Here is a 24613-nt window from a genome sequence, read left to right as displayed (position 1 = left end):
GATTTATATTATGGGTTTTTTTGATAAACTAAAAGCGGGACTTGATAAAACAAGAAAAAACCTTACGAATAAAATTGAACAGTTAATCGTAGGGTATGCCGAAATTGATGAGGAGTTTTTAGAGGAATTGGAAGCTGTTCTGATTTCTGCCGATGTAGGTGTAAAAACCGCTGAATTATTACTGCAAAAAGTAAGAGCCGGGATTAAGGCGAAGGAAGTAAATAGTCCGGATGATTTACGGCCTTTTTTGCGCCGGGAAATCAGTGCTATGTTAGCGGAAGGTTTGGAACCTTTTGCTTTTGCCCCAACACCGCCTACGGTAATTCTCGTAGTTGGCGTAAACGGTGTCGGCAAGACAACTACGATTGGCAAATTAGCTAATTATTATCATGAACAAGGGAAAAAGGTAATTTTAGCAGCGGCGGATACTTTCCGTGCTGCAGCTGTTGACCAACTCGAAGTATGGAGCGGGCGAAGTTCTGTCGATATTGTTAAGCATGAAGAAGGCTCTGATCCAGCTGCTGTCGCTTTCGATGCGGTACAGGCGGCGAAAGCGAGAAGAACCGATGTTGTGATTATTGATACAGCCGGACGACTCCATACAAAATCGAATCTTATGGAAGAACTCAAAAAAATTGAGCGGGTTGTGCGACGGGAGTTGCCGGAAGCGCCTCACGAAACATTGCTTGTCCTTGATGCAACTACTGGACAAAATGCCATTAGCCAGGCAAAAATTTTCAGCGAAGCGGCAAAAGTGACTGGCGTTGTTTTAACGAAACTAGACGGTACGGCTAAAGGCGGCGTTGTTGTAGCTGTTAAGACGGAACTTGGCATCCCTGTAAAATGGATTGGTGTTGGTGAAGGATTAGAAGATTTGCGACCCTTTGAACCAGAAGATTTTGCCTTGGCGTTATTTCCTGATAAATAAAAAATCCTGACAAGTAAAAAACTTGACAGGAGCTTTTAGTATGATATAATGTTTGAGGTAAAGCTTTTACCTTGTCAGTATGGCAGAAGGTGATTGTATTGTTAGAAAAAGTATTAAAAATTAGCCTTCTTTATGATTTTTATGGGGCGCTGCTGACGGAAAAGCAACAAACCTGTGTAGAGCTTCATTATTTTCAGGATCTCTCTCTCTCGGAGATTGCCGAGCAGTTAACTGTTTCCCGGCAAGCCGTCTATGACCTTTTAAAGCGGGCTGAGCAGATTCTAGCGGAACATGAAGCAAAACTTCAATTGGCGGCGCGTCATGATCAGGAGCGGCAGGTTCTCCGTGAAATATATCAATTGCTTGATCAATCCTGTTTTCAAGCGGATGAAACGATTCAGGCGGCGAAAGCAAAATTGCGGCAACTGGTAGATTAGACTAGAGGAGACTTTTTTATGTTATTTGAAGGACTGGCGGAAAAACTCCAGGCGACATTTAAAAAATTACGCGGTCACGGCAAGCTGACGGAAGAGGATTTAACGGAAGCGATGCGTGAAGTGCGTATGGCCCTATTAGAGGCTGACGTAAATTTTAAAGTGGTAAAAGACTTTATTGCAAAAGTAAAAGAGCGGGCCATTGGTCAGGAAGTATTGGAAAGTCTGACACCAGCCCAATTTGTTATAAAAATTGTTAATGATGAATTAACTGAGCTTATGGGGGGAACCCAAAGCCGGATTATGATCTCTTCTCGACCGCCGACCATTATTATGTTAGTAGGTCTGCAAGGCGCCGGTAAAACGACAACGGCGGGGAAACTGGCCTTAACATTGAAAAAACAAGGCAAACGACCCCTGTTAGTAGCAGGCGACATTTATCGACCAGCAGCGATTAAGCAGCTTCAGGTGGTTGGAGAATCAATAGAGGTTCCTGTTTTTTCTTTAGGCGATCAAGTAAGTCCAGTGACGATTGCCGAGCAGGCGATTGATCATGCGAATGCTTACATGAACGATATTGTTATTATCGATACGGCGGGACGACTTCATATTAATGAAGAACTCATGGGTGAGCTGAAAAACATTAAGCAAGAAGTGAAGCCTCATGAAATTCTGCTTGTTGTTGATGCAATGACTGGACAGGATGCTGTCAATGTGGCGGAATCTTTTGATAAAGATCTTGGTCTTGATGGCGTTATTCTCACAAAACTTGACGGGGATGCCCGCGGCGGTGCCGCACTTTCTATCAAGGCTGTAACGGGAAAACCCATTAAGTTTACTGGTATGGGAGAAAAGCTAGAAGCTTTAGAGCCTTTTTATCCGGACCGCATGGCATCAAGAATTCTTGGCATGGGCGATGTGCTCAGTTTAATTGAAAAAGCTCAAGAAACGATTGATATTAATAAAGCCAAGGAAATGGAAAAAAAGCTGCGCACGGAAGAGTTTACTTTTGATGACTTTTTAGAGCAGATGCAGCAGGTGAAAAAACTTGGTTCGATCGAGCAAATTCTTGGCATGATTCCTGGTATGGGGGCTTTAAAAAATAAACTCAAAGACGTAGAGTTTGATGATGGTGAATTCAAACGTATTGAGGCAATTATTTATTCCATGACGAAGAAGGAGCGAAAAGATCCTTCGATTATCAATGGAAGCCGCCGTAAACGAATTGCGATAGGTAGCGGTACAAAGGTGCAAGATGTAAATCGTCTTTTAAAGCAATTTGCCGAAACCAAGAAGATGATGAAGGGTCTTACCAAAATGAAAAAAAGCGGTAAAAAACCGCGATTTAATTTGCCTTTTCTGCAGTAAACAGCAGTAGGAATAGATTGAGATATTTTATGAAGGAGGTGATTTTGTCATGGCAGTAAAAATTCGTTTGAAAAGATTAGGTGCGAAAAAAAGCCCTTACTACCGCGTTGTTGTTGCTGATTCGCGTTCTCCACGCGATGGCCGTCAGATTGCAACTCTTGGTCAGTATGATTCTACCAAACAGCCTGCAATCATCAATATTGATGAAGAAAAAGCCATTGAATGGTTAAATAAAGGGGCTCAGCCGACTGATACAGTAAAATCTCTGTTCAGCCAGGTGGGAATCATGAAAAAGTGGGATGAACTGAAGCGTTCTAAGAAAGAAGCGTGAGTTCAATGAATGATTTAGTCGCAGTGATTGCCAAAGCCTTAGTAAAAAATCCCGAGCAAGTCAATGTTACTGAAGTGGTCGATAATGATACAATTACCTATGAACTTCGGGTTGCCCCGGAGGACATGGGTAAAATTATCGGCAAACAGGGACGAATTGCGAAAGCGCTTCGTACTGTTGTCAAAGCGGCCGCCTCGCGGGAAAACAAAAAAGTGATGGTTGAAATCATAGAGTGAGGTGCCGAGTAAGATGGATAAAATAACTTTGAAGTGTCCAGTCACGATTAAAGCAAAAGTTACGGAAGCTTTGAAAAAACAATTAGTTTATGACATGGAAGAAGCCATTAAACGGGCTGACATGGAATTACAGCAAATTGATTTTCAAGGAAAACGAGCTTTAGCTGAGCAGGCGAAAGCTGATGCACAAGGACTGGTCGCCCTTCGTCAGCAAATTGAAATGGAAATGCAAAAACGCATTGAATTTAAAGAGCAGACGCAGGAAAAAATCAAAGAAACGGCTGAACTCGAAATCGGCGCTGAAATCGTTCAAGGCACACTGGAACAAACTGTTACTCTGGGAATTGGAGATGATCTTCATCAGGCAATGTCGACTGAGATTTTGCTGGAAGATGGTAAGATCATTGCATTTCGCAGTTAATGAGACCGGAATTTATATCTGTTGGTAAAATTGTTGCCCCGCACGGTGTGCGGGGTGACCTTCGTATCATGGCCTTGACAGACGATTTAGCGCGCTTTGAAAAACTTCAGCATGTATTTCTTGAACAAACAACGAAATTGACCATTGAATCAGTAAAATATCATAAAGGCTCTGTTCTTTTAAAATTTAAAGAACATGCATCGCGAAATGATGTAGAATCATTACGCGGTAAGCTTTTATATATTACGCAAGACCAGCTTATTCCTTTGCCGGAAGGCCGCTATTATCATTTCGATCTTATTGGTTTATCCGTATATGATGAAGCAGGTCAACTGCTTGGCACCCTAAAAGATATTTTGGAAACAGGCAGTAATGACGTCTATGTCGTTGAAGCAGAGGATGTACAAAGTAAGCCAATTCTGGTGCCTGCCTTAAAGAAGGTAGTAAAAAGTATCGATCTTACCGAACAAAAAATGATTGTGAAATTGCAGGAAGAATGGGATGACTAATGCGTATTGAGATTGTCTCACTGTTTCCGGAAATGTTTGACGGACCCTTTGGTCATAGTATGATAAAACGAGCTGTTACAGCGGGACACTTGCAGATTCGAGTCACTAATCCGCGAACCTTTACGGAAGATAAACATCATATTGTTGATGATACTCCTTTTGGCGGCGGTTCTGGCATGGTTATGAAGCCAGAGCCTATTTTTCGCGCTGTCAAAGCAGTGACCGCAGAAACTGAAATCGTGAAGCGACGAATTATTCTTTTGTGTCCTAGTGGAGAAACTTTTACGCAGGCAAAGGCAAAGGAATTAGCGCAGTATGAGCAGCTAATTTTTATTTGCGGTCACTATGAAGGGATAGATGGTCGCGTCGGTGACTATCTAGTTGATGAAAAAATCTCTATTGGTGATTATGTACTAACAGGCGGAGAATTACCTGCTATGATTATTACTGATGCGGTAGCTCGGATGATTCCTGGTGTTCTCGGCGCAGCGAACGGTGCCAGCGAGGATTCTTTTTATACGGGACTGTTAGAATACCCCCAGTATACAAGGCCGCGCGAATACGAGGGCATGACCGTACCGGATATTCTTCTTTCGGGTGACCATGCAAAAATTGAGCGGTGGCGTCGTAAAGCATCTTTGAAGCTTACGAAGGAAAAGCGGCCTGATCTTTTAAAGAAAGCTGATTTAACCGATTCAGACCGGCGTTTATTGCGCGAAATAGAACAAGAGGATGGCGGCGAAGATCTGTGAATACCTACATTGGTTTAGTTCATTATCCGATCTATAATCGTAACGGTGCTGTGATTACGACAGCCATTGCGAATTTCGATATTCATGATTTGGCGAGAACAGCTAGAACGTATAATATTGCTAAGTATTTTATCATTCATCCGATTGAAAGTCAGGTTAAATTAGCTGAAGATGTTATGGGATACTGGCAAACTGGATTTGGCAAAGAGTATAATCCAGACCGAAATGAAGCATTTCGAATTGTCACAACAGCGCCGGATATTGCTGAAGTGATTGCGCAAATTACGGAGCAAGAAGGTAAAAAACCAATTGTTGTTACGACAGATGCCAGAATATATCCCAATAGTATTTCTTATCCTAAGCTGAGACATACGATAGAAACAGGCGATAGACCCTGTCTTCTGCTTTTCGGCACTGGTTTTGGTATGGAAAAATCACTGATGAATCAGTTTGATTATATATTAGAGCCCATTTACGGCGGTGGCGAATACAATCATTTGCCGGTTCGCTCTGCTGTGGCCATTATTCTTGACCGACTACTAGGCGAGGCTTGGTGGCAAAAGAATTTATAAAAATGTAATTTTGCTTGAAAAAGAGCTGTGAAAATGATATAATCAATTTTGTGTAAAATGGATGGTCCTCTGCTTGACGAAGGCACGAACATCTAATTAAGGAGGAAATAAATATGGATATTATTAGAGCATTAGAGCAAGAACAACTTCGCCAAGACGTTCCGGCGTTTCGTCCGGGAGATACGGTTCGCGTCCATGTAAAAGTTATTGAAGGCACGCGCGAACGTGTTCAGGTTTTTGAAGGTGTTGTTATTAACCGCAAAAGCGGCGGCGTGCGTGAAACCTTTACGGTAAGACGTATTTCTTACGGTGTTGGCGTAGAACGTACTTTCCCGGTTCATTCTCCTCGTATTGATAAAATCGAAGTAATGCGTCGTGGCATTGTACGTCGGGCAAAACTCTACTATCTGCGTAACTTAACTGGTAAAGCAGCCCGCATTAAAGAAAAACGCTAATCAAAAGGGACTGAGTACTCAGTCCCTTTTCGTTACGCAAGCAGAACTAAGGAGGCCTATTCATGAGTAGTCGCTTAGGCGAAGAAATTAAAGATTGGGTCATTTCTATTGTTGTTGCTGTAGTGATTGCCTTTTTTATTCGGCATTTTATTGTGGAGTTGTACCTTGTGGAAGGTCCGTCCATGCAGCCGACTTTAGTATCCAATGAACGACTTGTTGTTAATAAGTTTATTTATCGCTTTAAAGATCCGGAAAAAGGCGATGTACTTGTCTTTAAGTACCCTAAAGACCAGAGTCGCGATTTCATTAAGCGGGTCATTGCTACAGCTGGCGATACGATTGAAGTAAAAGACAATCATGTTTATGTAAATGGCCAGCTTTTGAATGAACCTTATATTTTAAATGAACGGATGAAGGGGTCTTATTCCTTGGCCACAGTTCCGCCAGGGACCGTATTTGTCATGGGTGATAACCGGAATAATTCGGAAGACAGTCGTTTTCGCGATGTAGGTTTTGTTCCATTAGATTTAATTAAGGGAAAAGCCTTGCTAGTATTCTGGCCCTTCGATAAATTTAAATCCTTACCCTGATAGAGGTGATCGGTTGTGCATATACATTGGTTTCCCGGTCATATGACAAAGGCTAAGCGCATGATTGAAGAGCAGCTAAAGCTTGTCGATGTGGTTATCGAATTACTCGATGCTCGCATTCCAGCTAGTAGTGCGAATCCGCTTATTGCTGCTTTGACACAACAGAAGCCTCGTGTGATTGCCTTAAATAAGGCTGATATGGCTGACCCGCGTCTTACGGAGCAATGGATTGCCTATTATAAGGCGCAAGGTCTTGACGTTGTAGCAATTGATTCTATGACAGGAAAAGGCACCAAACAGCTCGTAAAGCAGGTAGAAGCTGCTGTGGCAGAAAAAGTGGAAAGGCTACGAGCCAAAGGAATTAAAAATCGCAGCACTCGTGCCATGATTCTCGGAATCCCTAATGTCGGCAAATCTTCTCTAATTAATCGCTTGCTTGGTTCGGCTACAGTACGTACTGGTGATAAGGCTGGTGTCACTCGTGGTCAGCAGTGGATTAAGATTGGCAAGAATTTAGAACTCCTTGATACTCCCGGCGTTTTATGGCCCAAGCAGGATGATCAGGAGGTTGCTTTTAAGCTTGCTGCTACAGGTGCAATGAATGACGAGGTTTTTGATATGGAAGATGTCGTCAAAGAGCTTTTGCAAACTATGATTTTTGACTATCCGCAAAACTTAATCGCCCGTTATGGTTTGGAAGATCCTTTGCCAAATGAAGCAGAAGCGCTTTTAGAGCAAATTGGTCGGCGGCGCGGCTGTTTGAAAAGCGGCGGTGTTATTGATACTGAAAAGGTAATTCGGCTTATCCTAACAGAATTTCGTACGGGTAAGTTAGGGCGACTTTCATTAGATCGCGTACTAGCTTGATAACAAAGTTTTAATTTTATAACATTCAAATCCTGATTTATCAGGATTTTTTTATTTTCTAGAAAATTCATCTAATTTTCTTGCCTTCATGCTCTTCGCCCTTTATACTTTTAATAGAGTCGTCATTTTTTGTAGAAATAGGGAATTGAAGGGAGATCAAAGTAATGATAGCCATTTCTTCTGCCGCAGCAGCATCTATTACAACCTTTCGGATGGATTATACTATTGCCAAGCAATCTTTTGATGACCTTTTTGCTGAATTTCGTACTTCTCAAGGGCTTGAGCCAGGTTCTATAGCACAGCTTATGGCGCTTTTAAGTCTTATAAGAGAAATGATTCAGCGTGAGGAAGTTCTCAGTCTTTTAAATTTGACCAAGGCGACAGAACATTGTATTACTACACATAGTGTGAATGTTGCGATCGTAGCTGGTGCTCTTGCCCATTGGTTGGAACTTTCTTCATCGGAGATTGATGAAGCTATTTTAGGCGGTTTGCTTCATGATGTTGGCAAAGCAATGATTCCTGAGGAAATTTTGAATAAGCAGGAAAAACTCTTAGCTTATGAATTTAGTATTATCCGCTGTCATGCTTTTTACAGTTTTCAATTAGTACAATTTGCGGCTTACATACCGGAAAATGTAAAATATGCCGTATTACAGCATCATGAGCGTCTTGATGGGTCCGGCTATCCTAATAAATTGGCGGAAAAGGATATATCTTTTTTAGCACAAATTCTTGCTGTAGCCGATGTCTATGATGCTATGACCTCGCAACGGGCGCAACGTGGCGCTTGTTCCTTTTTTGAAGTGATTAATGAATTATCATTAGAGATGTTTGGAAAATTAAACCCAACGATTTGTCTGATGTTAATGAAGCACTTAAAAGATTTACTTGTGGGCAGCGATGTTTTGCTTAATACTGGTGAGCAGGCAAAGATTGTTCGATTTGATCAAAATTTAGGTCATAAGCCGCTGGTACAGTTGCCTACAGGCGAATATATTGACCTAGAGAAGGAAGTCGATTTAGAAATTCTTCGGGTTATTAGTTAACAAGTAATCATTTGTTTTTTTATCTTTACATTAGATAGGGTGTTGATTTGCGCAATGAAAGTGGATAAACAGTGTGTATGCGGCTGTGATGAAGTCGGCAGAGGCGCTGGCGCTGGCGAAATTTATGTGGCAGCCGTCATTCTTGATCCAAACCAGCCGATTGAAGGTCTTAATGATTCGAAGAAATTGACGCCGAGGCGTCGGGAAATATTAGCTGAAATTATTAAAGAAAAAGCAATTGCTGTGACGATTGCCACAGCGAGCCTTGATGAGATTGCCGAATTAAATGTTTTACATGCTACGCTTTTGGCCATGAAACGGGCCATAGAATCTTTGCCTGTTCTTCCTGATAAAGTGATGATTGATGGCAATAAAGCGCCTAAATTGTCGGTTCCTTGTGAAACTATTATCAAGGGAGACTCACTGGTTCCTGCTATCAGCGCTGCTTCTATTGTGGCGAAAGTGGCGCGAGATCAAGTGATGACAGACTATGAAAAAGTGTATCCGCTTTATGGTTTTGCTCACCACAAAGGGTATTTTACAAAAGAACATTTAGCAAATTTGCAAAAATACGGACCCTGTCCGATTCATCGCGTTACTTATGGGCCAGTAAAGGAATTATTACAAACAAATCTATTGTTTTAATCGGCAAGTTGATTTCTAATTTGTAGATTCTCAATATTAGTTTAACAAGATTACATTTTCTTATAATGATAAATTGACAGTTATAGTTTTTTGTGCTATCATATGTATAAATTTTCAAGAGTCTTAGCTGATCAGAGAAACTGAAGGCAAAGGAGTGTTTTAGAGGACATTTCTTTGTCTTTTTTATTTATTTATTTATTTATCTTATTTTGTAGCGATGAGAGGAGTAATGAAGATGGCTTTACCAGAAAACTTACAATTTGATACTCTAGCAGTACATGCTGGACAGGAACCTGATCCGACTACAGGGTCTCGAGCTGTTCCCATTTATCAAACGACAGCTTATAATTTCCGCGATAGCGAGCATGGCGCCAATCTGTTTGGTTTAAAGGAAGCCGGTAATATTTATAGCCGTATCATGAATCCAACAACTGATGTTTTTGAAAAACGTGTGGCTGCTTTAGAAGGCGGGATTGGTGCTTTGGCTTTTTCCTCCGGCCATGCCGCCATCAGTTCGGCAATCATTAATATTGCCGGTGCTGGCGATGAGATTGTGACTTCTTCTAGTCTATATGGCGGTACTTACAATATGTTCTCCTATACGTTGCCTCGGCTTGGCATTACCGTTAAGTTCGTGGATTCCAGCGATCCGGAAAATTATCGTAAAGCGATCACATCTAAGACAAAAGCGCTTTATGGTGAAGTTTTAGGAAATCCCAAAATCGACGTATTAGATATTGAAAAAGTAGCGGCTATCGCCCATGAACATAATTTGCCGCTGATTGTGGATAGTACTTTTGCCTCGCCGGCGCTTAGTCGCCCGATTGAGTTCGGTGCTGATATTGTCATTCATTCCGCGACAAAATTTATTGGCGGTCATGGAACATCCATGGGGGGGATTGTTGTAGATGGCGGTAAGTTTGATTGGTCAAAAGGAAATTTTCCTGCTTTAAATGAACCAGATCCCAGTTACCATGGTCTTGTTTATAGCGAGGCGCTAGGCAATCAGGCCTTTATTACACGGTTACGCATTCAGGTTTTAAGAGATCTTGGGGCCTGCTTAAGCCCTTTTAACAGCTTCATGTTTTTACAAGGGCTTGAAACTTTGCCGCTTCGTATGGAACGCCATACTAGCAATGCTCAGAAAATAGCCGAATATTTAGAGCAACATGAACTCGTCAACTGGGTCAACTATCCTGGTTTAAAAAGCAGTCCAGATTATGAAAAATCACAAAAGTATTTTTCGAAAGGACCTGGTTCTATTTTGACCTTTGGCATTCGGGGCGGTTTAGAGGCAGGACGCAAATTTATCGACTCCTTGTCGCTGTTCTCACTTCTTGCCAATGTAGGTGATGCGAAATCACTTGTCATTCATCCGGCCAGCACGACTCATTCTCAGCTTACGAAAGAACAGCTTGTCTTGGCGGGTACGCCTGATGATATGGTTCGTCTTTCACTGGGACTGGAAGATCCGAAGGATCTAATTGATGATTTGGAGCAGGCGCTGCAAAAATCGCAAATAAAATAAAGAGCTGATCAGATAAACTGAAGGCTAAGGTACCCTTACTACTAAGGGATACCTTAGCTTTTTTGTTTTGCGATAGAGCGATTGTAAAAGAGGTAGACTTATGAAAACCGATACACAAGCTGTTCATATTGGCCACGAAATAGATTCGAGTACTGGGGCTATTGCACCGCCGATTTACTTAACAACGACTTTTGAGCGGGATAGCGATGGAACTTATCCACGGGGATATGTTTATAATCGCTTACAAAATCCTAATCGGAAAAGTTTAGAAAAGGTGTTAGCTGCACTAGAGCATGGTGCGCAGGCACTGACTTTTTCTTCGGGGCTTGCTGCTATTATGGCCGTTTTTCAAAGTTTGTCAGCAGGGGATCATGTTATTGCAGCTAATGATCTGTATCATGGAACGGCGAAAATATTGCGGGAAATTTTCAAGCCATGGAATTTAGCCGTGACCTTTGTGGATATGACTGATCTAAAGGCGGTTGCGCAAGCGGTACAATCAAATACAAAAGTTATATTTACCGAAACGCCGTCTAATCCGACGCTAAAAATTACCGATCTGGAAGCTGTTGTTCGCGTGGCTAAGAAGGTAGGCGCTTTTGTTGTTTGTGATAATACTTGGGCAACGCCGCTTTTGCAGCGACCTCTTGATTTTGGAGCTGATATAGTTGTTCATTCTACTACAAAATACTTCGGCGGCCACAGTGATGTTTTGGGCGGAGCTGTGATTGTTAAAGAAGAAAACGATTTTTTTAAGCGGCTACAGCTTGTGCAACAAATCGGCGGTGCCGTACCATCACCATTTGATTGCTGGCTGGTTCTTAGAGGAATTCAAACACTACCTTGTCGTGTAGAAAAGCAGACGGCTAATGCCGTAAAAATTGCCGATTTTCTCGCCAATCATCCTAATGTAGAACGCGTCTATTATCCTGGTCTAACGAGCCATCCTGGTCATGAAATTGCCGTAAGACAAATGAAAGGCGGTTTTGGCGCTATGTTTTCATTTCAGGTTAGAGGTGGGGAAAAAGAAGCGCTTGCCGTAGCGGGAAAAGTAAAAATTATTACTAGAGCTACGAGCTTAGGTGGTGTGGAAAGTCTAATTGAACATCGAGCTTCAATCGAAGGGCCAGAAAGTACAACGCCTAAAAATCTATTGCGATTTTCTGTAGGGCTTGAGGCGGCAGAAGACTTGATTTTGGATTTGGAACAGGCTTTGCAGTTATGAATTTTTTAGAAGATGCATTTTTGTTAAAAGCTGATTTGATAAAAATCCGTCAATATTTACATCGTTTTCCCGAATTAAGTTGGCAGGAAATAAGAACAACAGAATTTATTGCGCAAACCTTAAGAAGTCTCGATTTTGAAGTTATCCAGTGGCCAGATACAACAGGCCTTGTTGGTGTACTTCATGGCGGCAATCCAGGACAATCGGTTGCCTTACGGGCCGATATTGATGCTCTGTCAATCTTAGAAGAAACTGATCTACCCTATAAATCACAGCAACCTGGGGTTATGCATGCCTGTGGTCATGATGCTCACATAACTTGTCTTTTAGGTGCGGCAATGCTTTTAGCTAAGCAGAAGGACGCGATTAAAGGAACAATTAAGTTTATCTTTCAGCCTGCCGAAGAGGTTGGCGGCGGAGCTAATTTATTTGTTGAAAAAGGAGTTCTTAAAAATCCTGACGTCGCGGCAATTTTTGGTCTTCATTGCTATACTGGGCTTCCCATAGGAACTATTGGACTAAAGGCAGGGCCATTAATGGGCGCTAACGATCTTTTCCGGGTTGTTTTAACAGGAAAAGGGGGACATGGCGCGATCCCGCATCAGGCACGAGATCCTATTGTTGCGGCAGCTGCCATGATTCAAGCCGTGCAAACTCTTATTTCCCGGCGGTTAGATCCGCTAGAGACGGCGGTTATTTCTTTTGGCACTATTCAAGGCGGTACCGCTGGAAACGTAATTCCAGAAAGTGTAGAATTGACGGGGACGCTTAGATCGATGAATCCGGCAGTACGCGATAGCCTTGTAGCTAAAATTTCTAAGTTAGTGCAGCAAATTGGCGAGGCCTATGAGGTAGCAGGGCAAGTTGTTTTCTTAGCAAATTATCCGGCAGTTATTAATCCACTGCAACTCACTCAATTTTGCCGGCAATCACTTACCGAGTTTTTGCCGTCTGAAAAAATTGTGCAGCCAACGCCAAGTATGGCCACAGAAGACTTTTCAGTATTTCAGCAAGAGGTTCCAGGTGTTTTTTTATGGCTGGGCGCTAGTAATGGGGAGAAAAAAATGCAGCACTCTTGGCACCATTCTTGTTTTAATATTGATGAAAACTCGCTGCCTTATGGCGCTGCTATTTTAGCTAAATTAGCTCATGACTTTTTACATGTTCCGAAAAAGAATTAGCAGTAAATCGATAATTTTCCAGAAATAATTGGCTGTTCAGCAGCGTTAATATTATAAGAGGAGATTGGATATGAAAAAAAGTTTGCGAATTCGTTTATTAGCCTTTTCTATGGTTACCTTGTTAGTCGGCGCTTTTCTGACTGGATGCGGCAATGAGCCGGCAAAATCATCTGAAACGAATAAAATTAAAGTGGGAGTTTCCGCTGGTCCGCATGCGGAAATTATGGATGTTGTTAAGAAAGTCGCCGCGAAAGACGGACTGACTATTGAAATTGTAGAATTCAGTGACTATATGACGCCTAATATTGCTTTAAATCAAGGAGAGATTGATGCCAATAGCTATCAGCATCAGCCGTGGATCGATAATCAAATTAAAGACCGTCATTATGAATTGACGGCGATAGCGAAAACATTAATTTTTCCGTTAGGAATTTATTCCGCACAGATCAAAGATATTAAGGATGTCCCTCAGGGGGCTAAAGTAGCTATTCCCAATGACCCGACAAATGGCTACCGCGCTTTAGCAATTTTAGAAAAAAGTGGACTGATTAAATTGAAAGACGGTGTTGGTATTAAAGCTACTGTCGCCGACATTGTAAGTAATCCTAAAGAGCTAAAGATAACAGAACTTGATGCCGCGCAAATTCCTCGTTCTTTAAAGGATGTTACGATTGCGGCGATTAATACGAACTATGCCATGGAAGCCGGTCTTATTCCCACTAAAGATGCGATTGCCCTGGAAGACGGAAACTCGCCTTATGCCAATTTGTTAGTGGTTCGTACCCAAGATAAAGATAAACCTGTATTTCAGAAGCTGATTAAAGCCTATCATTCCGACGAAGTGAAGAAATTTGCCGAAGAACATTTTAAAGGATCAGCTATTCCCACTTGGTGATAAGCTAATTAAAGGAAAAAAAGCTGCGACAGCGAAAAAACGGTTCAATGCTTCGGATGTTGCACTGCTACAGGAATAAGGTGAATTATATGGAAAAAAATGAAATTATTCAATTCTTACGTGATTTAGGTGTTTATATTGTTGGGATAGCTCCCGTAGAGCGCTGGGAGCAATATGGGGAAGTTGAGCCAGCTTATCGGCCAACAGCGATTTGGCAAGCGGCAAGAAGTGTTATAGTCTTTGGACTTCCTGTATTTCTGCCAACCTTGGAGACGACACCTTCGATTAATTATGCGGAACTATACACAACAAGTAATAACTTATTAGATCAAACAGCTTATCGACTGGCGAATTATCTGACTGAAGCCGGCTACGGTTCGATTTTTCTGCCTCGTGACGGCTATGGCGAAATTGATGTACTTGTCAAGAAACCAATAGCTGGTTTTAGTCAGGTATTTGCTGCAAAATACGCCGGACTTGGCACAATTGGTTTTAACCATACTTTATTGCATCCGAAATATGGTCCCAGGGTCCGGTATGTGTCAGTGTTTACGACACTCGAGTTAGCGGGAGATGCTATAGTAGAGAGTGATTTGTGCATCCATTGTCATCTGTGTCAAAAGTGCTGTCCTTCACAGGCTTTTACGGCCGAAGCAGGTCAGAAAATTGCTCAGATGAATAAGAAGGCCTGCGCCAAGTATCACAGTGACTTGCGTCAAGAACATCGTTATCCCTGCGGGGTTTGTATTAAAGTTTGTCCTATTGGGGAAGATCGGAAGCTTTATCCAAGCTCTGATGCCGCTTTATATCTTAAAGAACGGGAGGTGCTCACAAAAGATAGGAGTGATCCCCGTTATGCTCACTGGGTGCATTTGCGTGAGCATGGATCAAAGGGAGAGCGCATTTTTTGACTGGAAGCAGTAGACAATAGCGCAGTAAGAATATATAATAAATAAAAATATAATACGATACAGCTGGTTAGGCAAATGACCTAAAGGCCATGTTTCATTTATTGTTTTTTAATAAATGAAACATGGCCTTTTATTTATGAGCTCTAGTAGAGAATAAGGAGAGATGTGTAATGAAAAAGTTACAAATATGGATGCCGGTGGTTTCGGCTCTGCTAGCGCTTAGCCTGGAACTGGGAATTCAAAATTCCAGTAAACATTTACCTACGAAGCATCCCTATTTTACTTATTTTTTAGTTGGTTTTATTGTGCTTTTTTCAAGTATTGCTATAGTAGCTTATTTTAATCCCAAGGTAAAAGCCTGGGCTGAAGAAAATGTCTTATTTATTGCTGTCGCTATTCTCTTTTTCAATGTGTTGAATATCGTGACCAAGAAGTTAGCGCTTTTACCTGTTATCTTTTTTCCATCGCTTGATAAAGTGCTTAGTGTGCTTATTGAAGATTGGGCTTTTTGGGCAACTTGTCTGGCCTCTTCCGGCAAGCTGCTGTTTACTGGCTACATTTATGGCGCTATCGCCGGTTTTGTTACTGGCATTGGCGTAGGATTCAGCAAGTCCGCCGCCTATTGGGTGAACCCGCTTATTCGAATTTTAGGGCCGATTCCTTCTACGGCATGGATTCCTCTCGTGCTTATTAGCTTTCCTACTTCTTTTTCTGCCAGTAGTTTTCTGATTGCGCTTGCCGTGTGGTTTCCCACTGCTGTTATGACAAGCAGCGGAATTTTAAATGTGCAGAATGCTTATTTTGAAGTCTCGAGTACATTAGGGGCAGGGAAGTATTATCAAATTTTTCGAGTCGGAGTTCCTGCTGCTATGCCGCATATGTTTATTGGCCTTTTTAACGGAACTTGCGCCTCTTTCATTACATTGATGACAGCCGAGATGCTCGGCGTTAAAAATGGAATTGGCTGGTATATTAATTGGCAAAAAGACATGATGTCCTATGCCAATGTCTATGCTGGATTACTTATTATTGCCGTTACCTTTTCGATTCTTATCACGCTGCTCTTTAAGGTGCGCGATCATGTGCTCGTTTGGCAGAAAGGGGTTATCAAATGGTAGGTGCGATCAAAATAGACGGTGTTGTGAAGCGTTTTACTCAGCAAGATGCTGCAGATATTATTGCCCTTAGCGGGATTGATTTAGAAATTGGTGCTGGCGAATTTGTATCCCTGATTGGCGCTTCCGGCTGCGGTAAATCGACGCTGCTTCGGCTGATTGCCGGACTGAATCGAGCTGATGAAGGAAGTCTTTATATTGATGAAGAGGAGATTGTTAAGCCTTCTTATGAACGGGGGCTAGTTTTTCAAAATCCCATGCTTTTTCCCTGGCTAAATGTTTATTATAATGTGGCCTTTGGGCTTAAAGCACGTAATGTATTTAAAAAGAATCGAGAGGAGGTTGATAAATTTATTGATCTGGTAGGATTATCATCGTTTTATAAATCCTATCCGCATCAGCTTTCCGGCGGAATGGCGCAGCGCGTATCGCTGGCTCGCGCGCTTGTTAATCATCCTAAAGTGCTGCTCCTTGATGAACCGCTTGGGGCACTGGACGCTTTTACACGTATGAATATGCAAGATGAGCTCATTCGTATTTGGCAAGAGCGCAAGACCACGATGATCATGGTAACCCATGATGTAGATGAAGCCATTTATCTATCAGACCGCATTATTGTCATGACGCCGCGGCCAGCTAAGATTGAAAGCTCGATTGTAGTAAATCTGCCAAGACCAAGAGATCGCAGCAATTCAGAATTTTTAGCCCTGCGTACCAAGATTTTAAAAATATTAGATTTTGCCGGCAATGAAAAAGAGCCAGATTATTATTTATAGGGGGATCATAGTATGAGAAGAAAAATGACAGCCATTGCGTTAATGCTGATTGTTACAGTGCTGTTGGCAGCTTGCGGCAGTGAGAAAGAAGCTGCCAGTAAAGCAGGTGATTTTGTTCTAAAAGTCGGCTATAGCGGCAGTTTATGTGAAGCGCCTGTTCATATTGCGCTTGAAAAAGGTTTCTTTGAGCAAGAAGGATTAAAAGTTGATTTAATTAAATTAGCGCCAGGTACAGCCTTTGAAGCTGTTACTGCCGGGCAGGTTGATGCGGGGTTTGGTTTGCTTGCCAGTTTAATTCAACCGCTTTCTAATGGGCTGCCCATTAAAATTACTTCGGGGCTGCATACAGGCTGCGATAAAGTTTTAACAGCAAGTGATTCTGAAATCAAGACCCTGACTGATTTGAAAGGGAAGAAAATTGGTGTTCCCAGCATGAATAGCAGTCCGATTATTTTTGCTAAACGCGCTCTTGCTGATGCGGGGGTGAGTGTGAATGAGAAGAATATGGAAGTAGAATTTGTTGTATTTAGTGCAACTGATCTGCCACTTGCTTTAAAAAAAGGAGCGGTTGATGCTGTTGCTATGAATGATCCCACGGCGGCTGTGGCGCAAAAGGAGTATGGTTTAACTACGTTAGTTGATTCAGCAGTGACAGAACCTTATAGTCATCAATATTGCTGCACAGCCTATGTTCGTGATAATATTGCCAAAGATTCGCCTGAAATTGCGGCAAAATATACACGGGCTATGCAAAAAGCAAGTGAATGGATCCAAACGCATCAAGATGAAGTTGCCAAGATTCAAGTGGAGAAAAAATGGGTTCCTGGCGATCCTGTGTTCAATGCAGGAGTATTAAAAACCTATAATTATATTCCTTCCGCCAAAGGCGCTTATGATGCCTTTAGTATTACGGCAAAACAATTACAACAAGTTGGTATGCTTGATAAGGCAGTCGATGTTGAGGCACTGCAGAAAAATAGTTTCTTTTTATTCAAAGAGCAAGATGGAGTGAAATGAATAGCAAAAAATTGATTGACTTTAAAAAAAGACTGTGCTATATTCTGTTAAAAGGATAGTTACAAGCGCATTCTTTATATCATTTTGATTAATAAAGCTGATCAGTCAAGAACTGAAGGCTAAGGCAATTTATTTGCTTTAGTCTTTTTATTTTTTATCAAATTTTTGCAGTAAAAAGCTGACTAGATAACTAGAGGCTGAGCATGTTACTATGCTCAGCCTTGTTTTTTTTTAGAAGGAGGGATTTTCAATGACACCGCGCGAGCGAATTCTCCAGGTAATTGGTAAAGGCGGAAAAGTTGAAACAAATCAAGTAGCCGTTGCACTTCTATCAGGCGGCACTTGGGCATTTCGCCAGAAAGGTCTTACTTTACAAGATGTATTAGATCATCCCCAAGGCGCTGGGCAAATTTTAGTGGATATTAATAAGGAAGTGCAGTCAGATATTATTTGGCCGGGATCAGGCTATCATAATGTACTTGCGGGAATTTATGGCGGAGAAATAAAGTTTCGAATACAAGGCAATATTGATGTCGTTAAGCCAGCTTTTGAGAATTTGAGTGATCTTGATCAGATTGAGAGTCAGAAACTTCACAGTCATGATTGGATTCAGACACTTCGTGCCTTGGTCCAAGACGTTCATAAACAGGTGGGGCAGAGTCATTTGGTCGGTACATCCAGTTGGGGACCGTTTACGCTTGCTGGGCAGTTTTACGGTGTAGAGAAGCTATTAAGCGGGCTCTATAAAGATAAAGCAGGCATCCATGCGCTACTTGAAGTGATTACAGAAGTTTGCTATCAATATTTAGCACCGGCGATTAAAAGCGGCGCCGCTATCTTGTCATTGGCAGAACCTACTGCTTCTGGTGATCTGATCTCATTACGGCACTTTGAGGAATTTGTTGCCCCTTATCTAGCAAAGCTAGCAAGTCGCCTAAAAGACGATGGAGCTCTCATTACTCTTCATATTTGCGGCAATATTCAAGATCGCATCAAGTTAGCGCCAGATCTTAAGGTGGATTTACTATCGGTTGATTATAAAGTGGATTTGCTAAGAGCAGCACATGATCTAGCTGGTAAAACGGCGCTTGCCGGTAATCTAAATCCTGTACTCTTAAAAGATAGCGCTCCTGCTGAAATTGTAAAAGAGACACGTCTTATTTTAGAAACTGCCGGCAGCTATGAAAAATTTGTATTGATGCCTGGCTGTGATGTTCCGCCAGCGGCTTTATTAGAAAATGTAAAAGCCTTTATGCAGGCTGGACTAAACTGGGAAAAATTATAAGACACAATAAGGCGAGAAGGGGAATAGGCTATGAATGTCGTTGTGATCGGAGCAGACCGTTTAGGAAATATCGAAAAAAATTTAGGCAGCTATGGTGCTACGCAAATCGAACATGTCAGCGGGCGAGCTGCTTTTGATCGAAAAGTAGCGATTTCCCGTAAAGCATCTCTTGTTGTTGTACTAACAGATTATGTGAATCATATGACGGCCAAGCGAGTTAAGGAAGCGGCAAAAGCGCAAGGGGTGCCGACTGTTTTTGCAAAACGATCCTGGTCTTGGCTAGAGCCAGCATTGATTAAGTCCGGTTTTGAAAGGAGAAAATAATTTTTATGAGCGATTTGGCACAAAAGAATCCACCCATTCGGGAAAGTCGTCTGCAAGCTTGTATTGTAAGCGGCCGTACTTTAGGCGCAACGCGAGGAAAGCCTTGTCTTACCAATGAAGAAAGAACGTTTTCTCAGAACTCTATTTGTCTGTTGCTGCCAGCAATGGGGATTATGAGTACAATACCAAATAGTGTTGTGTTGATGCATGGCGCTGTCGGCTGCGGATCTTCCGCACATTGTAGTAATGCTGGTGTCCGCGGCGGTAATAGCGCCCGCTGGGGAACAGCCAAAGACTGTACGTGGCTTTCGACGGCCTTGTCGGAAACGGAAGTCATCGGCGGCGGTGAAGACAAATTGATTGAAGCAATTCAAACAATTGATAAAACACTTCAGCCAGCTCTGATCTTTGTGGTGAGCGGCTGTGTTCCTGGGATTATCGGCGATGATATTGATATGGTTGTACAACAATTGCAGCCAGACATAGAGGCAAAGCTGCTGCCAGTTCATTGTGAAGGCTTTAAGACGAAAATTTGGGCGACTGCTTATGATGCGATTTATCATGCGATTGGTCGGGTCTTATTACAGGATACGCCGGAAAATTTAGCCATTGCCAGGCCAGAGCAGCCCACGGTGAATTTAATGAATGTAGGGTCGATGGGGCGAGTCGATGAGGTGGAATTGGAGCGACTTCTCCAGGCGATAGGACTTAATAGTAATATTTTCCCTGTTTTTTCAAAACCGGAGAATTTTTATCGACTGACCCATGCGCAATTATCGGTTAGTACTTGTCCAACTCATGATGACTATTTGCTCGAATATCTGAAGGAAAAGTATCAAATTCCTTATCAGTTGCAGCATATGCCGATTGGCATTAAAAATACCGGCCTATGGCTTATGAGCATTGCAGAGCATTTTGCTTTGGGTAAAGAAGTAAAAGAGCTGATTGCCAAAGAAGAAGCGGCGCTCCAAGCGGCTCTGGACCCAATGAAAGAACTGTTTGCCGGTAAAAAAGTTCTTGTCAGCGCTGGTGAATTTCGGGCGCTATCGACGGCGATCTTATTGGCTGAACTGGGTTTTGAAGTCGTAGCCATACGATCTTATCATCATGATGAATTTGCGTTATCAGAATATGAAAAGCTTCTCGAAACTGTTTCAGAGAATATTCCGCTTAATATTGCTAATTGTCAGCCCTTTGAAGAAGCAAATTTAATAAAACGTCTTAAGCCTGATATTTTTCTTGGTCATATGAATGCCAATAGTACGGCAGCAAAACTTGGGGTCGCAACGAATGTAATTTATAATACGGGCTTACAATTTCTTGGCTATCAAGGCGCTTTTCAATTAGCAAGGCGGCTTTATCGTCAATTAAGTAATCCACGGTTTAATCAAAATCTAAGTCAGTGGGTAAAGTCGCCTTACCAACAGGAATGGTATGACCAATCTCCCTTTACCTATATTAAACAGGCAGGAGGAGAAGGGTAATGGGATCTTTTATTGAAAAACCACGGTTTACTTGCGCTTTGGGAGGGGCCATTGCGGCAGTGAATGCGATTCCTCGGGCGATACCAATTATTCATGGCCCGCCAGGTTGTGCAGGAAATTTGACGTGGACGGAGGCTGGCGGCTGCGGTTTGCAAGTTGGCGGCTATTGCGGCGGCTTGAGTATGCCGGGATCCAATATTCAAGAGCGCGAAGTCATTTTTGGCGGCAGTGAGCGCTTGACGGAACAAATTGAAAATACCTTGTCCATTATGGATGGTGATTTATATTTTGTGCTAACAAGTTGTGTTGCTGAAATTATTGGTGATGATTTGTCAGCGGCGATCCGCCCCTTTTCTAAGCGAAAGAAACCGTTGCTTTATGCGGAAACCGGCGGATTTAAGGGGAATTCCTATTTAGGCTATGAGCTGGTAGTAGAAGCTTTACTCGAACAATTTGCGACCCGTGGTGGTAAAGAACGGAAGGGTCATGTGAACCTTTGGGGAATTGCGCCTTACTTTGATGTGTTTTGGCGAGGAAATTTAGCTGGCCTTCGTGATTTGCTTACAAGCCTTGGCCTTACAGTAAATACCTTTTTTACGCTGGAAGACAGTATTAAATCTATTAAGCAAGCCGGGCAGGCAGAACTCAACATTGTTGTTTCTGATGTCTTAGGAGAAAAAGCAGCAGCTTTAGCAGAGTCGCTTCATGGCACGCCGTCACTCTTCACATCTTTCCCGATTGGCCCTTCGGCGACGAGCGAGTTTCTAAGTAAAATCGGCATAGCTTTAGGTATGGAAAATAAAGCAGAAAAATTCATTCGCCATAAGACGGAACAGTATTATCAATTGCTCGAACCCTTGACAGATTGTTTTAACGATATGGATTTACAGCGCTATGCAGCTATTATTGGCGATGCGAATTATGCAATTGGAATCACTCAGTTTTTGGCAGATGACCTTGGCTGGCTACCGGAGTTTGTAGCAGTGACAGATGTGCTTACAGTAGAGCAACAGCAAAAAATTCGAGTCAAATTACAAAGCTTACAATCAGGCTTGCAGCCTGAAGTGGTATTTTCCGGTGATACATCAATCATTCGTAAATGGGGGAATGAGCATTGGCAGAAGGCAACACAGAACAGCGGCTCCTATGTAAATGGGCCAAATCCCGCTGTGGTGATTGGCAGTTCCTTTGACCGTGAATTTGCCAAGGACTTAAAAGCGCCTCATTTAAGCGTAACTTTTCCTGTAGCGAATCGCGCGGTCATTGATCGTGGGTATACAGGGTATCAGGGCGGTCTGCACTTAATTGAGGATGTAATCAGTAGTGTAATTACTGGCAGATAAGAAATAAAAGCAATAAAAAGCGAATGCAGCTGGTCAGGGACAACTGAAGGCGGCCATAAGAGGAGGAATCGATTATGTCCGAAGACGTGTTATTACAACAATTATCTGACGCCGTTTTAGAGATGGAAGAAGAAGCGGCAGTACGAATTGCCAAAGAAATTATCGCTCAAGGAATTGACGCTTATCGCGCGATTGAACAAGGTTTAGCTGACGGTATGGAACGAGCGGGCCAGCTTTTTGAAGCGGAAGAATATTTTATTCCTGAACTGCTCATGTGCTCTGATGCTATGTATGCAGGGCTGACCATCTTGCGTCCTCATTTAAAAGCCGTAGAAAATAGTGAGAAAATAAAGATCATTGTGGGCGTCGTCGAGGGGGATACTCATGATATTGGCAAAAATATTGTAAAAATTATGCTGGAAACTTCCGGTTATGATGTGATTGATTTGGGACGTGATGTGCCGCCGGCTGATTTTGTTAAGCGGGCGCGCGAAGACGGTGCGAGTATTATTGCCGCAGCGACTTTGATGACGACAACACTGAATGGAATGGAAGAGATTTTACGGCTGCTTCAAGCCGAAAATATTCGAAGTGACTATAAGGTGATGGTTGGCGGCGGACCTGTATCGCAGGGATTTGCTGATCGGATTGGCGCCGATGCTTATGCAGTGAATGCGACAGATGCCGTTCGGAAAGCAAACTATCTGACTGGTAGGGGATAAAAGGAGCAAAACTATGGCAAAAATTACAATTCTTGCATCTGATTCTGTATACGAAGTTGAGGCGCCCCTCGGCAGTAGTATTATTGACGTCGCTGGCCAGGTTGGTGTTGTGATTGAAACGCCTTGCAACGGCAGTGGCACGTGCGGTAAATGCGAAATTCAAATTATAGAGGCAAAAACAAAAGAACTTAGGGTTGTGCAGGCTTGTCATACGGACATTACAGGTGATATGACTGTGAGAGTTCCCCGGCGGCGTGACACAGAGAATGTACAAATTTTGGAATCGGGGCAAGAAGTCGCTGGAGCGCTAGAGGGTGATATTTATAAGCATTATGAGGTGCAGCAAGATATTACCCGTGTTTTTTTAGGGGAACGTTATCTTGGGTTTGAATCGGGCAATACCGAGAATATCCAATATGGTGTAGTCGTTGATATTGGCACAACAACACTTGTCGCCGCTTTAGTTGATGTAACGACAGGTAAAGAGGTTGCCGTTACATCGGCGCTGAATCCGCAAAGCCAATACGCTCAGGATGTTTTGTCTCGCATTCACTACGCTTCTTCTGCAAGCGGGTTGGATACCTTGCATGATGTCCTTATCAGCAAACTGAACGAGATGATTGAGACTTTGACGAAGCAGGCAAAGATATTAGCCGATCATATTTATGAAGTGGTTTTTAGCGGTAATACGTGCATGCTGCATTTAGCGGTTCATATGAATCCGGCTTCACTTGGTAAATATCCCTATACATCACAAATTACGGGACATAATTATATTAAAGCGCGCCCATTAGGACTTGCCGTATCGAGCTTGGGGGAAGTTTATGTGCCGCCAGTGATATCGTCTTATGTGGGAGCAGATATTACCGCCGGAATCGCTGCGGCAGGGCTTGACTTTCCGGCTGAGATAACCTTATTTATTGATATTGGAACAAATGGTGAAATGATTCTAGCGGGCCCTGATAAAATTGCAGCTACTTCTACAGCGGCCGGACCGGCTTTTGAAGGGATGAATATAGCTTGCGGCATGCGGGCGGCTCCTGGCGCTATCGAGTCGTTTCAAATTACCGAAGCGGGTATTAAGCAGCAAACTATTGGGGGTTTTTCGCCAATTGGCATTTGTGGCAGCGGTCTGATTGACATTGTTGGTGAGTTAGTACGCGTTGGCGTTATTTTGCCAAATGGGAAATTTGCTGACGAAGGACTGAGTGAGCAAATTTCCAAGCATTTGGTGGAGCGAGCGGGAAAAAAAGTTTTTGATCTAGGGCGAGGCGTTTATGTAACGCAAAAAGATATTCGCCAAGTGCAGCTTGCCAAAGGGGCGATTCGTTCAGGCATTGAAGCATTACTGCAAAATCAAAAGATTGGTTATGGTGATGTGGCAGAGGTTCAAATAGCTGGTTCTTTCGGCTATCATTTGCGTCCGGAGAGTTTAGTTTCATTAGGGTTATTGCCGCCGGAATTTGTTGATAAAATTGTCTTCTTGGGAAATACAGCCAAAACGGGCGGGCAGGCATTCTTGACCAATATACCAGTTCGTAAGCGGATAGCAGAACTCGTAGAAAAAATAGATGTTGTTGAATTATCAACTGTAGCAGGGTTTGATAAATTATTCGTTCAATCTTTGCATTTCTAATTGCTTACTTTTTT

The 24613-nt window shown here is 42.5% G+C and carries 28 protein-coding genes; all 28 read left to right on the top strand.

Annotated features, from left to right (window positions below; all coding sequences use genetic code 11):
- Positions 1-10 precede the first annotated feature (10 nt).
- The 28 genes from ftsY to AC0MXB_RS13155 all read left to right on the top strand — a co-directional run bounded on the left by ftsY (position 11) and on the right by AC0MXB_RS13155 (position 24599).
- A complete protein-coding gene (ftsY, locus tag AC0MXB_RS13290) occupies positions 11-928 on the top strand; it encodes a signal recognition particle-docking protein FtsY (protein WP_474040188.1) in 918 nt (305 codons plus the stop codon).
- 98 nt (positions 929-1026) lie between these two features.
- On the top strand, positions 1027-1365 hold the full coding sequence (ylxM, locus tag AC0MXB_RS13285) for a YlxM family DNA-binding protein (protein ID WP_474040187.1): 339 nt from the start codon (positions 1027-1029) through the stop codon (positions 1363-1365).
- An 18-nt stretch (positions 1366-1383) separates the two neighbouring features.
- A complete protein-coding gene (gene ffh / locus AC0MXB_RS13280) occupies positions 1384-2730 on the top strand; it encodes a signal recognition particle protein (RefSeq protein WP_474040186.1) in 1347 nt (448 codons plus the stop codon).
- A gap of 49 nt (positions 2731-2779) precedes the next feature.
- The gene (gene rpsP, locus AC0MXB_RS13275; RefSeq protein ID WP_474040185.1) at positions 2780-3061 is read left to right on the top strand and encodes a 30S ribosomal protein S16; all 282 of its coding nucleotides are present in this window, start codon (positions 2780-2782) and stop codon (positions 3059-3061) included.
- A gap of 5 nt (positions 3062-3066) precedes the next feature.
- Positions 3067-3297, top strand: a complete 231-nt coding sequence (locus tag AC0MXB_RS13270; protein WP_474040184.1) for a KH domain-containing protein — start codon at positions 3067-3069, stop codon at positions 3295-3297.
- A gap of 13 nt (positions 3298-3310) precedes the next feature.
- Positions 3311-3718: a YlqD family protein gene (locus tag AC0MXB_RS13265; protein WP_474040183.1), complete on the top strand. Its 408-nt coding sequence runs from the start codon at positions 3311-3313 to the stop codon at positions 3716-3718.
- Positions 3718-4227, top strand: coding sequence for a ribosome maturation factor RimM (rimM, locus tag AC0MXB_RS13260; protein WP_474040182.1), 510 nt, complete (start codon positions 3718-3720; stop codon positions 4225-4227). The genes AC0MXB_RS13265 and rimM overlap by 1 nt, the downstream gene beginning before the upstream one ends.
- Positions 4227-4979 (top strand): tRNA (guanosine(37)-N1)-methyltransferase TrmD, encoded by a 753-nt coding sequence (trmD, locus tag AC0MXB_RS13255; RefSeq protein WP_474040181.1) that lies wholly within the window; start codon positions 4227-4229, stop codon positions 4977-4979. Before rimM ends, trmD begins: the two co-directional genes overlap by 1 nt.
- The gene (locus AC0MXB_RS13250) at positions 4976-5551 is read left to right on the top strand and encodes an RNA methyltransferase (RefSeq protein ID WP_474040180.1); all 576 of its coding nucleotides are present in this window, start codon (positions 4976-4978) and stop codon (positions 5549-5551) included. The genes trmD and AC0MXB_RS13250 overlap by 4 nt, the downstream gene beginning before the upstream one ends.
- Positions 5552-5664: 113 nt before the next feature.
- Positions 5665-6006 (top strand): 50S ribosomal protein L19, encoded by a 342-nt coding sequence (rplS, locus tag AC0MXB_RS13245; RefSeq protein WP_474040179.1) that lies wholly within the window; start codon positions 5665-5667, stop codon positions 6004-6006.
- 62 nt (positions 6007-6068) lie between these two features.
- Positions 6069-6596, top strand: a complete 528-nt coding sequence (lepB, locus tag AC0MXB_RS13240; protein WP_474040178.1) for a signal peptidase I — start codon at positions 6069-6071, stop codon at positions 6594-6596.
- Between the two features lie 15 nt (positions 6597-6611).
- The gene (gene ylqF / locus AC0MXB_RS13235; RefSeq protein ID WP_474040177.1) at positions 6612-7463 is read left to right on the top strand and encodes a ribosome biogenesis GTPase YlqF; all 852 of its coding nucleotides are present in this window, start codon (positions 6612-6614) and stop codon (positions 7461-7463) included.
- Positions 7464-7627: 164 nt separating this feature from the next.
- Positions 7628-8512, top strand: coding sequence for an HD-GYP domain-containing protein (locus AC0MXB_RS13230; RefSeq protein WP_474040176.1), 885 nt, complete (start codon positions 7628-7630; stop codon positions 8510-8512).
- A 54-nt stretch (positions 8513-8566) separates the two neighbouring features.
- The gene (rnhB, locus tag AC0MXB_RS13225; protein WP_474040175.1) at positions 8567-9157 is read left to right on the top strand and encodes a ribonuclease HII; all 591 of its coding nucleotides are present in this window, start codon (positions 8567-8569) and stop codon (positions 9155-9157) included.
- A 235-nt stretch (positions 9158-9392) separates the two neighbouring features.
- On the top strand, positions 9393-10685 hold the full coding sequence (locus tag AC0MXB_RS13220) for a homocysteine synthase (protein ID WP_474040174.1): 1293 nt from the start codon (positions 9393-9395) through the stop codon (positions 10683-10685).
- A 100-nt stretch (positions 10686-10785) separates the two neighbouring features.
- Positions 10786-11910 carry a trans-sulfuration enzyme family protein gene (locus tag AC0MXB_RS13215; protein ID WP_474040173.1) on the top strand — a complete coding sequence of 375 codons (1125 nt, stop codon included), beginning with the start codon at positions 10786-10788 and terminating at the stop codon, positions 11908-11910.
- A complete protein-coding gene (locus tag AC0MXB_RS13210) occupies positions 11907-13091 on the top strand; it encodes a M20 metallopeptidase family protein (RefSeq protein ID WP_474040172.1) in 1185 nt (394 codons plus the stop codon). Before AC0MXB_RS13215 ends, AC0MXB_RS13210 begins: the two co-directional genes overlap by 4 nt.
- Positions 13092-13161: 70 nt before the next feature.
- Positions 13162-13986: a MetQ/NlpA family ABC transporter substrate-binding protein gene (locus AC0MXB_RS13205; protein WP_474040171.1), complete on the top strand. Its 825-nt coding sequence runs from the start codon at positions 13162-13164 to the stop codon at positions 13984-13986.
- Between the two features lie 89 nt (positions 13987-14075).
- Positions 14076-14897: a 4Fe-4S binding protein gene (locus tag AC0MXB_RS13200; RefSeq protein WP_474040170.1), complete on the top strand. Its 822-nt coding sequence runs from the start codon at positions 14076-14078 to the stop codon at positions 14895-14897.
- A gap of 170 nt (positions 14898-15067) precedes the next feature.
- Positions 15068-16015, top strand: a complete 948-nt coding sequence (locus tag AC0MXB_RS13195) for an ABC transporter permease (protein ID WP_474040169.1) — start codon at positions 15068-15070, stop codon at positions 16013-16015.
- A complete protein-coding gene (locus AC0MXB_RS13190; protein ID WP_474040168.1) occupies positions 16009-16788 on the top strand; it encodes an ABC transporter ATP-binding protein in 780 nt (259 codons plus the stop codon). The genes AC0MXB_RS13195 and AC0MXB_RS13190 overlap by 7 nt, the downstream gene beginning before the upstream one ends.
- Positions 16789-16800: 12 nt before the next feature.
- Positions 16801-17805 (top strand): ABC transporter substrate-binding protein, encoded by a 1005-nt coding sequence (locus AC0MXB_RS13185; protein ID WP_474040167.1) that lies wholly within the window; start codon positions 16801-16803, stop codon positions 17803-17805.
- Positions 17806-18055: 250 nt separating this feature from the next.
- The gene (locus AC0MXB_RS13180; RefSeq protein WP_474040166.1) at positions 18056-19090 is read left to right on the top strand and encodes a uroporphyrinogen decarboxylase family protein; all 1035 of its coding nucleotides are present in this window, start codon (positions 18056-18058) and stop codon (positions 19088-19090) included.
- Between the two features lie 30 nt (positions 19091-19120).
- Positions 19121-19414 carry a DUF2325 domain-containing protein gene (locus AC0MXB_RS13175; protein WP_474040165.1) on the top strand — a complete coding sequence of 98 codons (294 nt, stop codon included), beginning with the start codon at positions 19121-19123 and terminating at the stop codon, positions 19412-19414.
- 5 nt (positions 19415-19419) lie between these two features.
- Positions 19420-20898 carry a nitrogenase component 1 gene (locus AC0MXB_RS13170; protein ID WP_474040164.1) on the top strand — a complete coding sequence of 493 codons (1479 nt, stop codon included), beginning with the start codon at positions 19420-19422 and terminating at the stop codon, positions 20896-20898.
- Entirely contained in the window at positions 20898-22241 is a 1344-nt protein-coding gene (locus AC0MXB_RS13165) for a nitrogenase component 1 (protein WP_474040163.1), read from the top strand. Before AC0MXB_RS13170 ends, AC0MXB_RS13165 begins: the two co-directional genes overlap by 1 nt.
- 74 nt (positions 22242-22315) lie before the next feature.
- On the top strand, positions 22316-22963 hold the full coding sequence (locus tag AC0MXB_RS13160; protein ID WP_474040162.1) for a corrinoid protein: 648 nt from the start codon (positions 22316-22318) through the stop codon (positions 22961-22963).
- 13 nt (positions 22964-22976) lie between these two features.
- The gene (locus tag AC0MXB_RS13155) at positions 22977-24599 is read left to right on the top strand and encodes an ASKHA domain-containing protein (RefSeq protein ID WP_474040161.1); all 1623 of its coding nucleotides are present in this window, start codon (positions 22977-22979) and stop codon (positions 24597-24599) included.
- Positions 24600-24613: the final 14 nt, after the last annotated feature.

The sequence above is a fragment of the Pelorhabdus sp. sgz311001 genome, assembly GCF_055901755.1.
The sequence above is the reverse complement of the archived record's forward strand: the minus strand, read 5'-3'. Positions and strand labels throughout refer to the sequence as shown.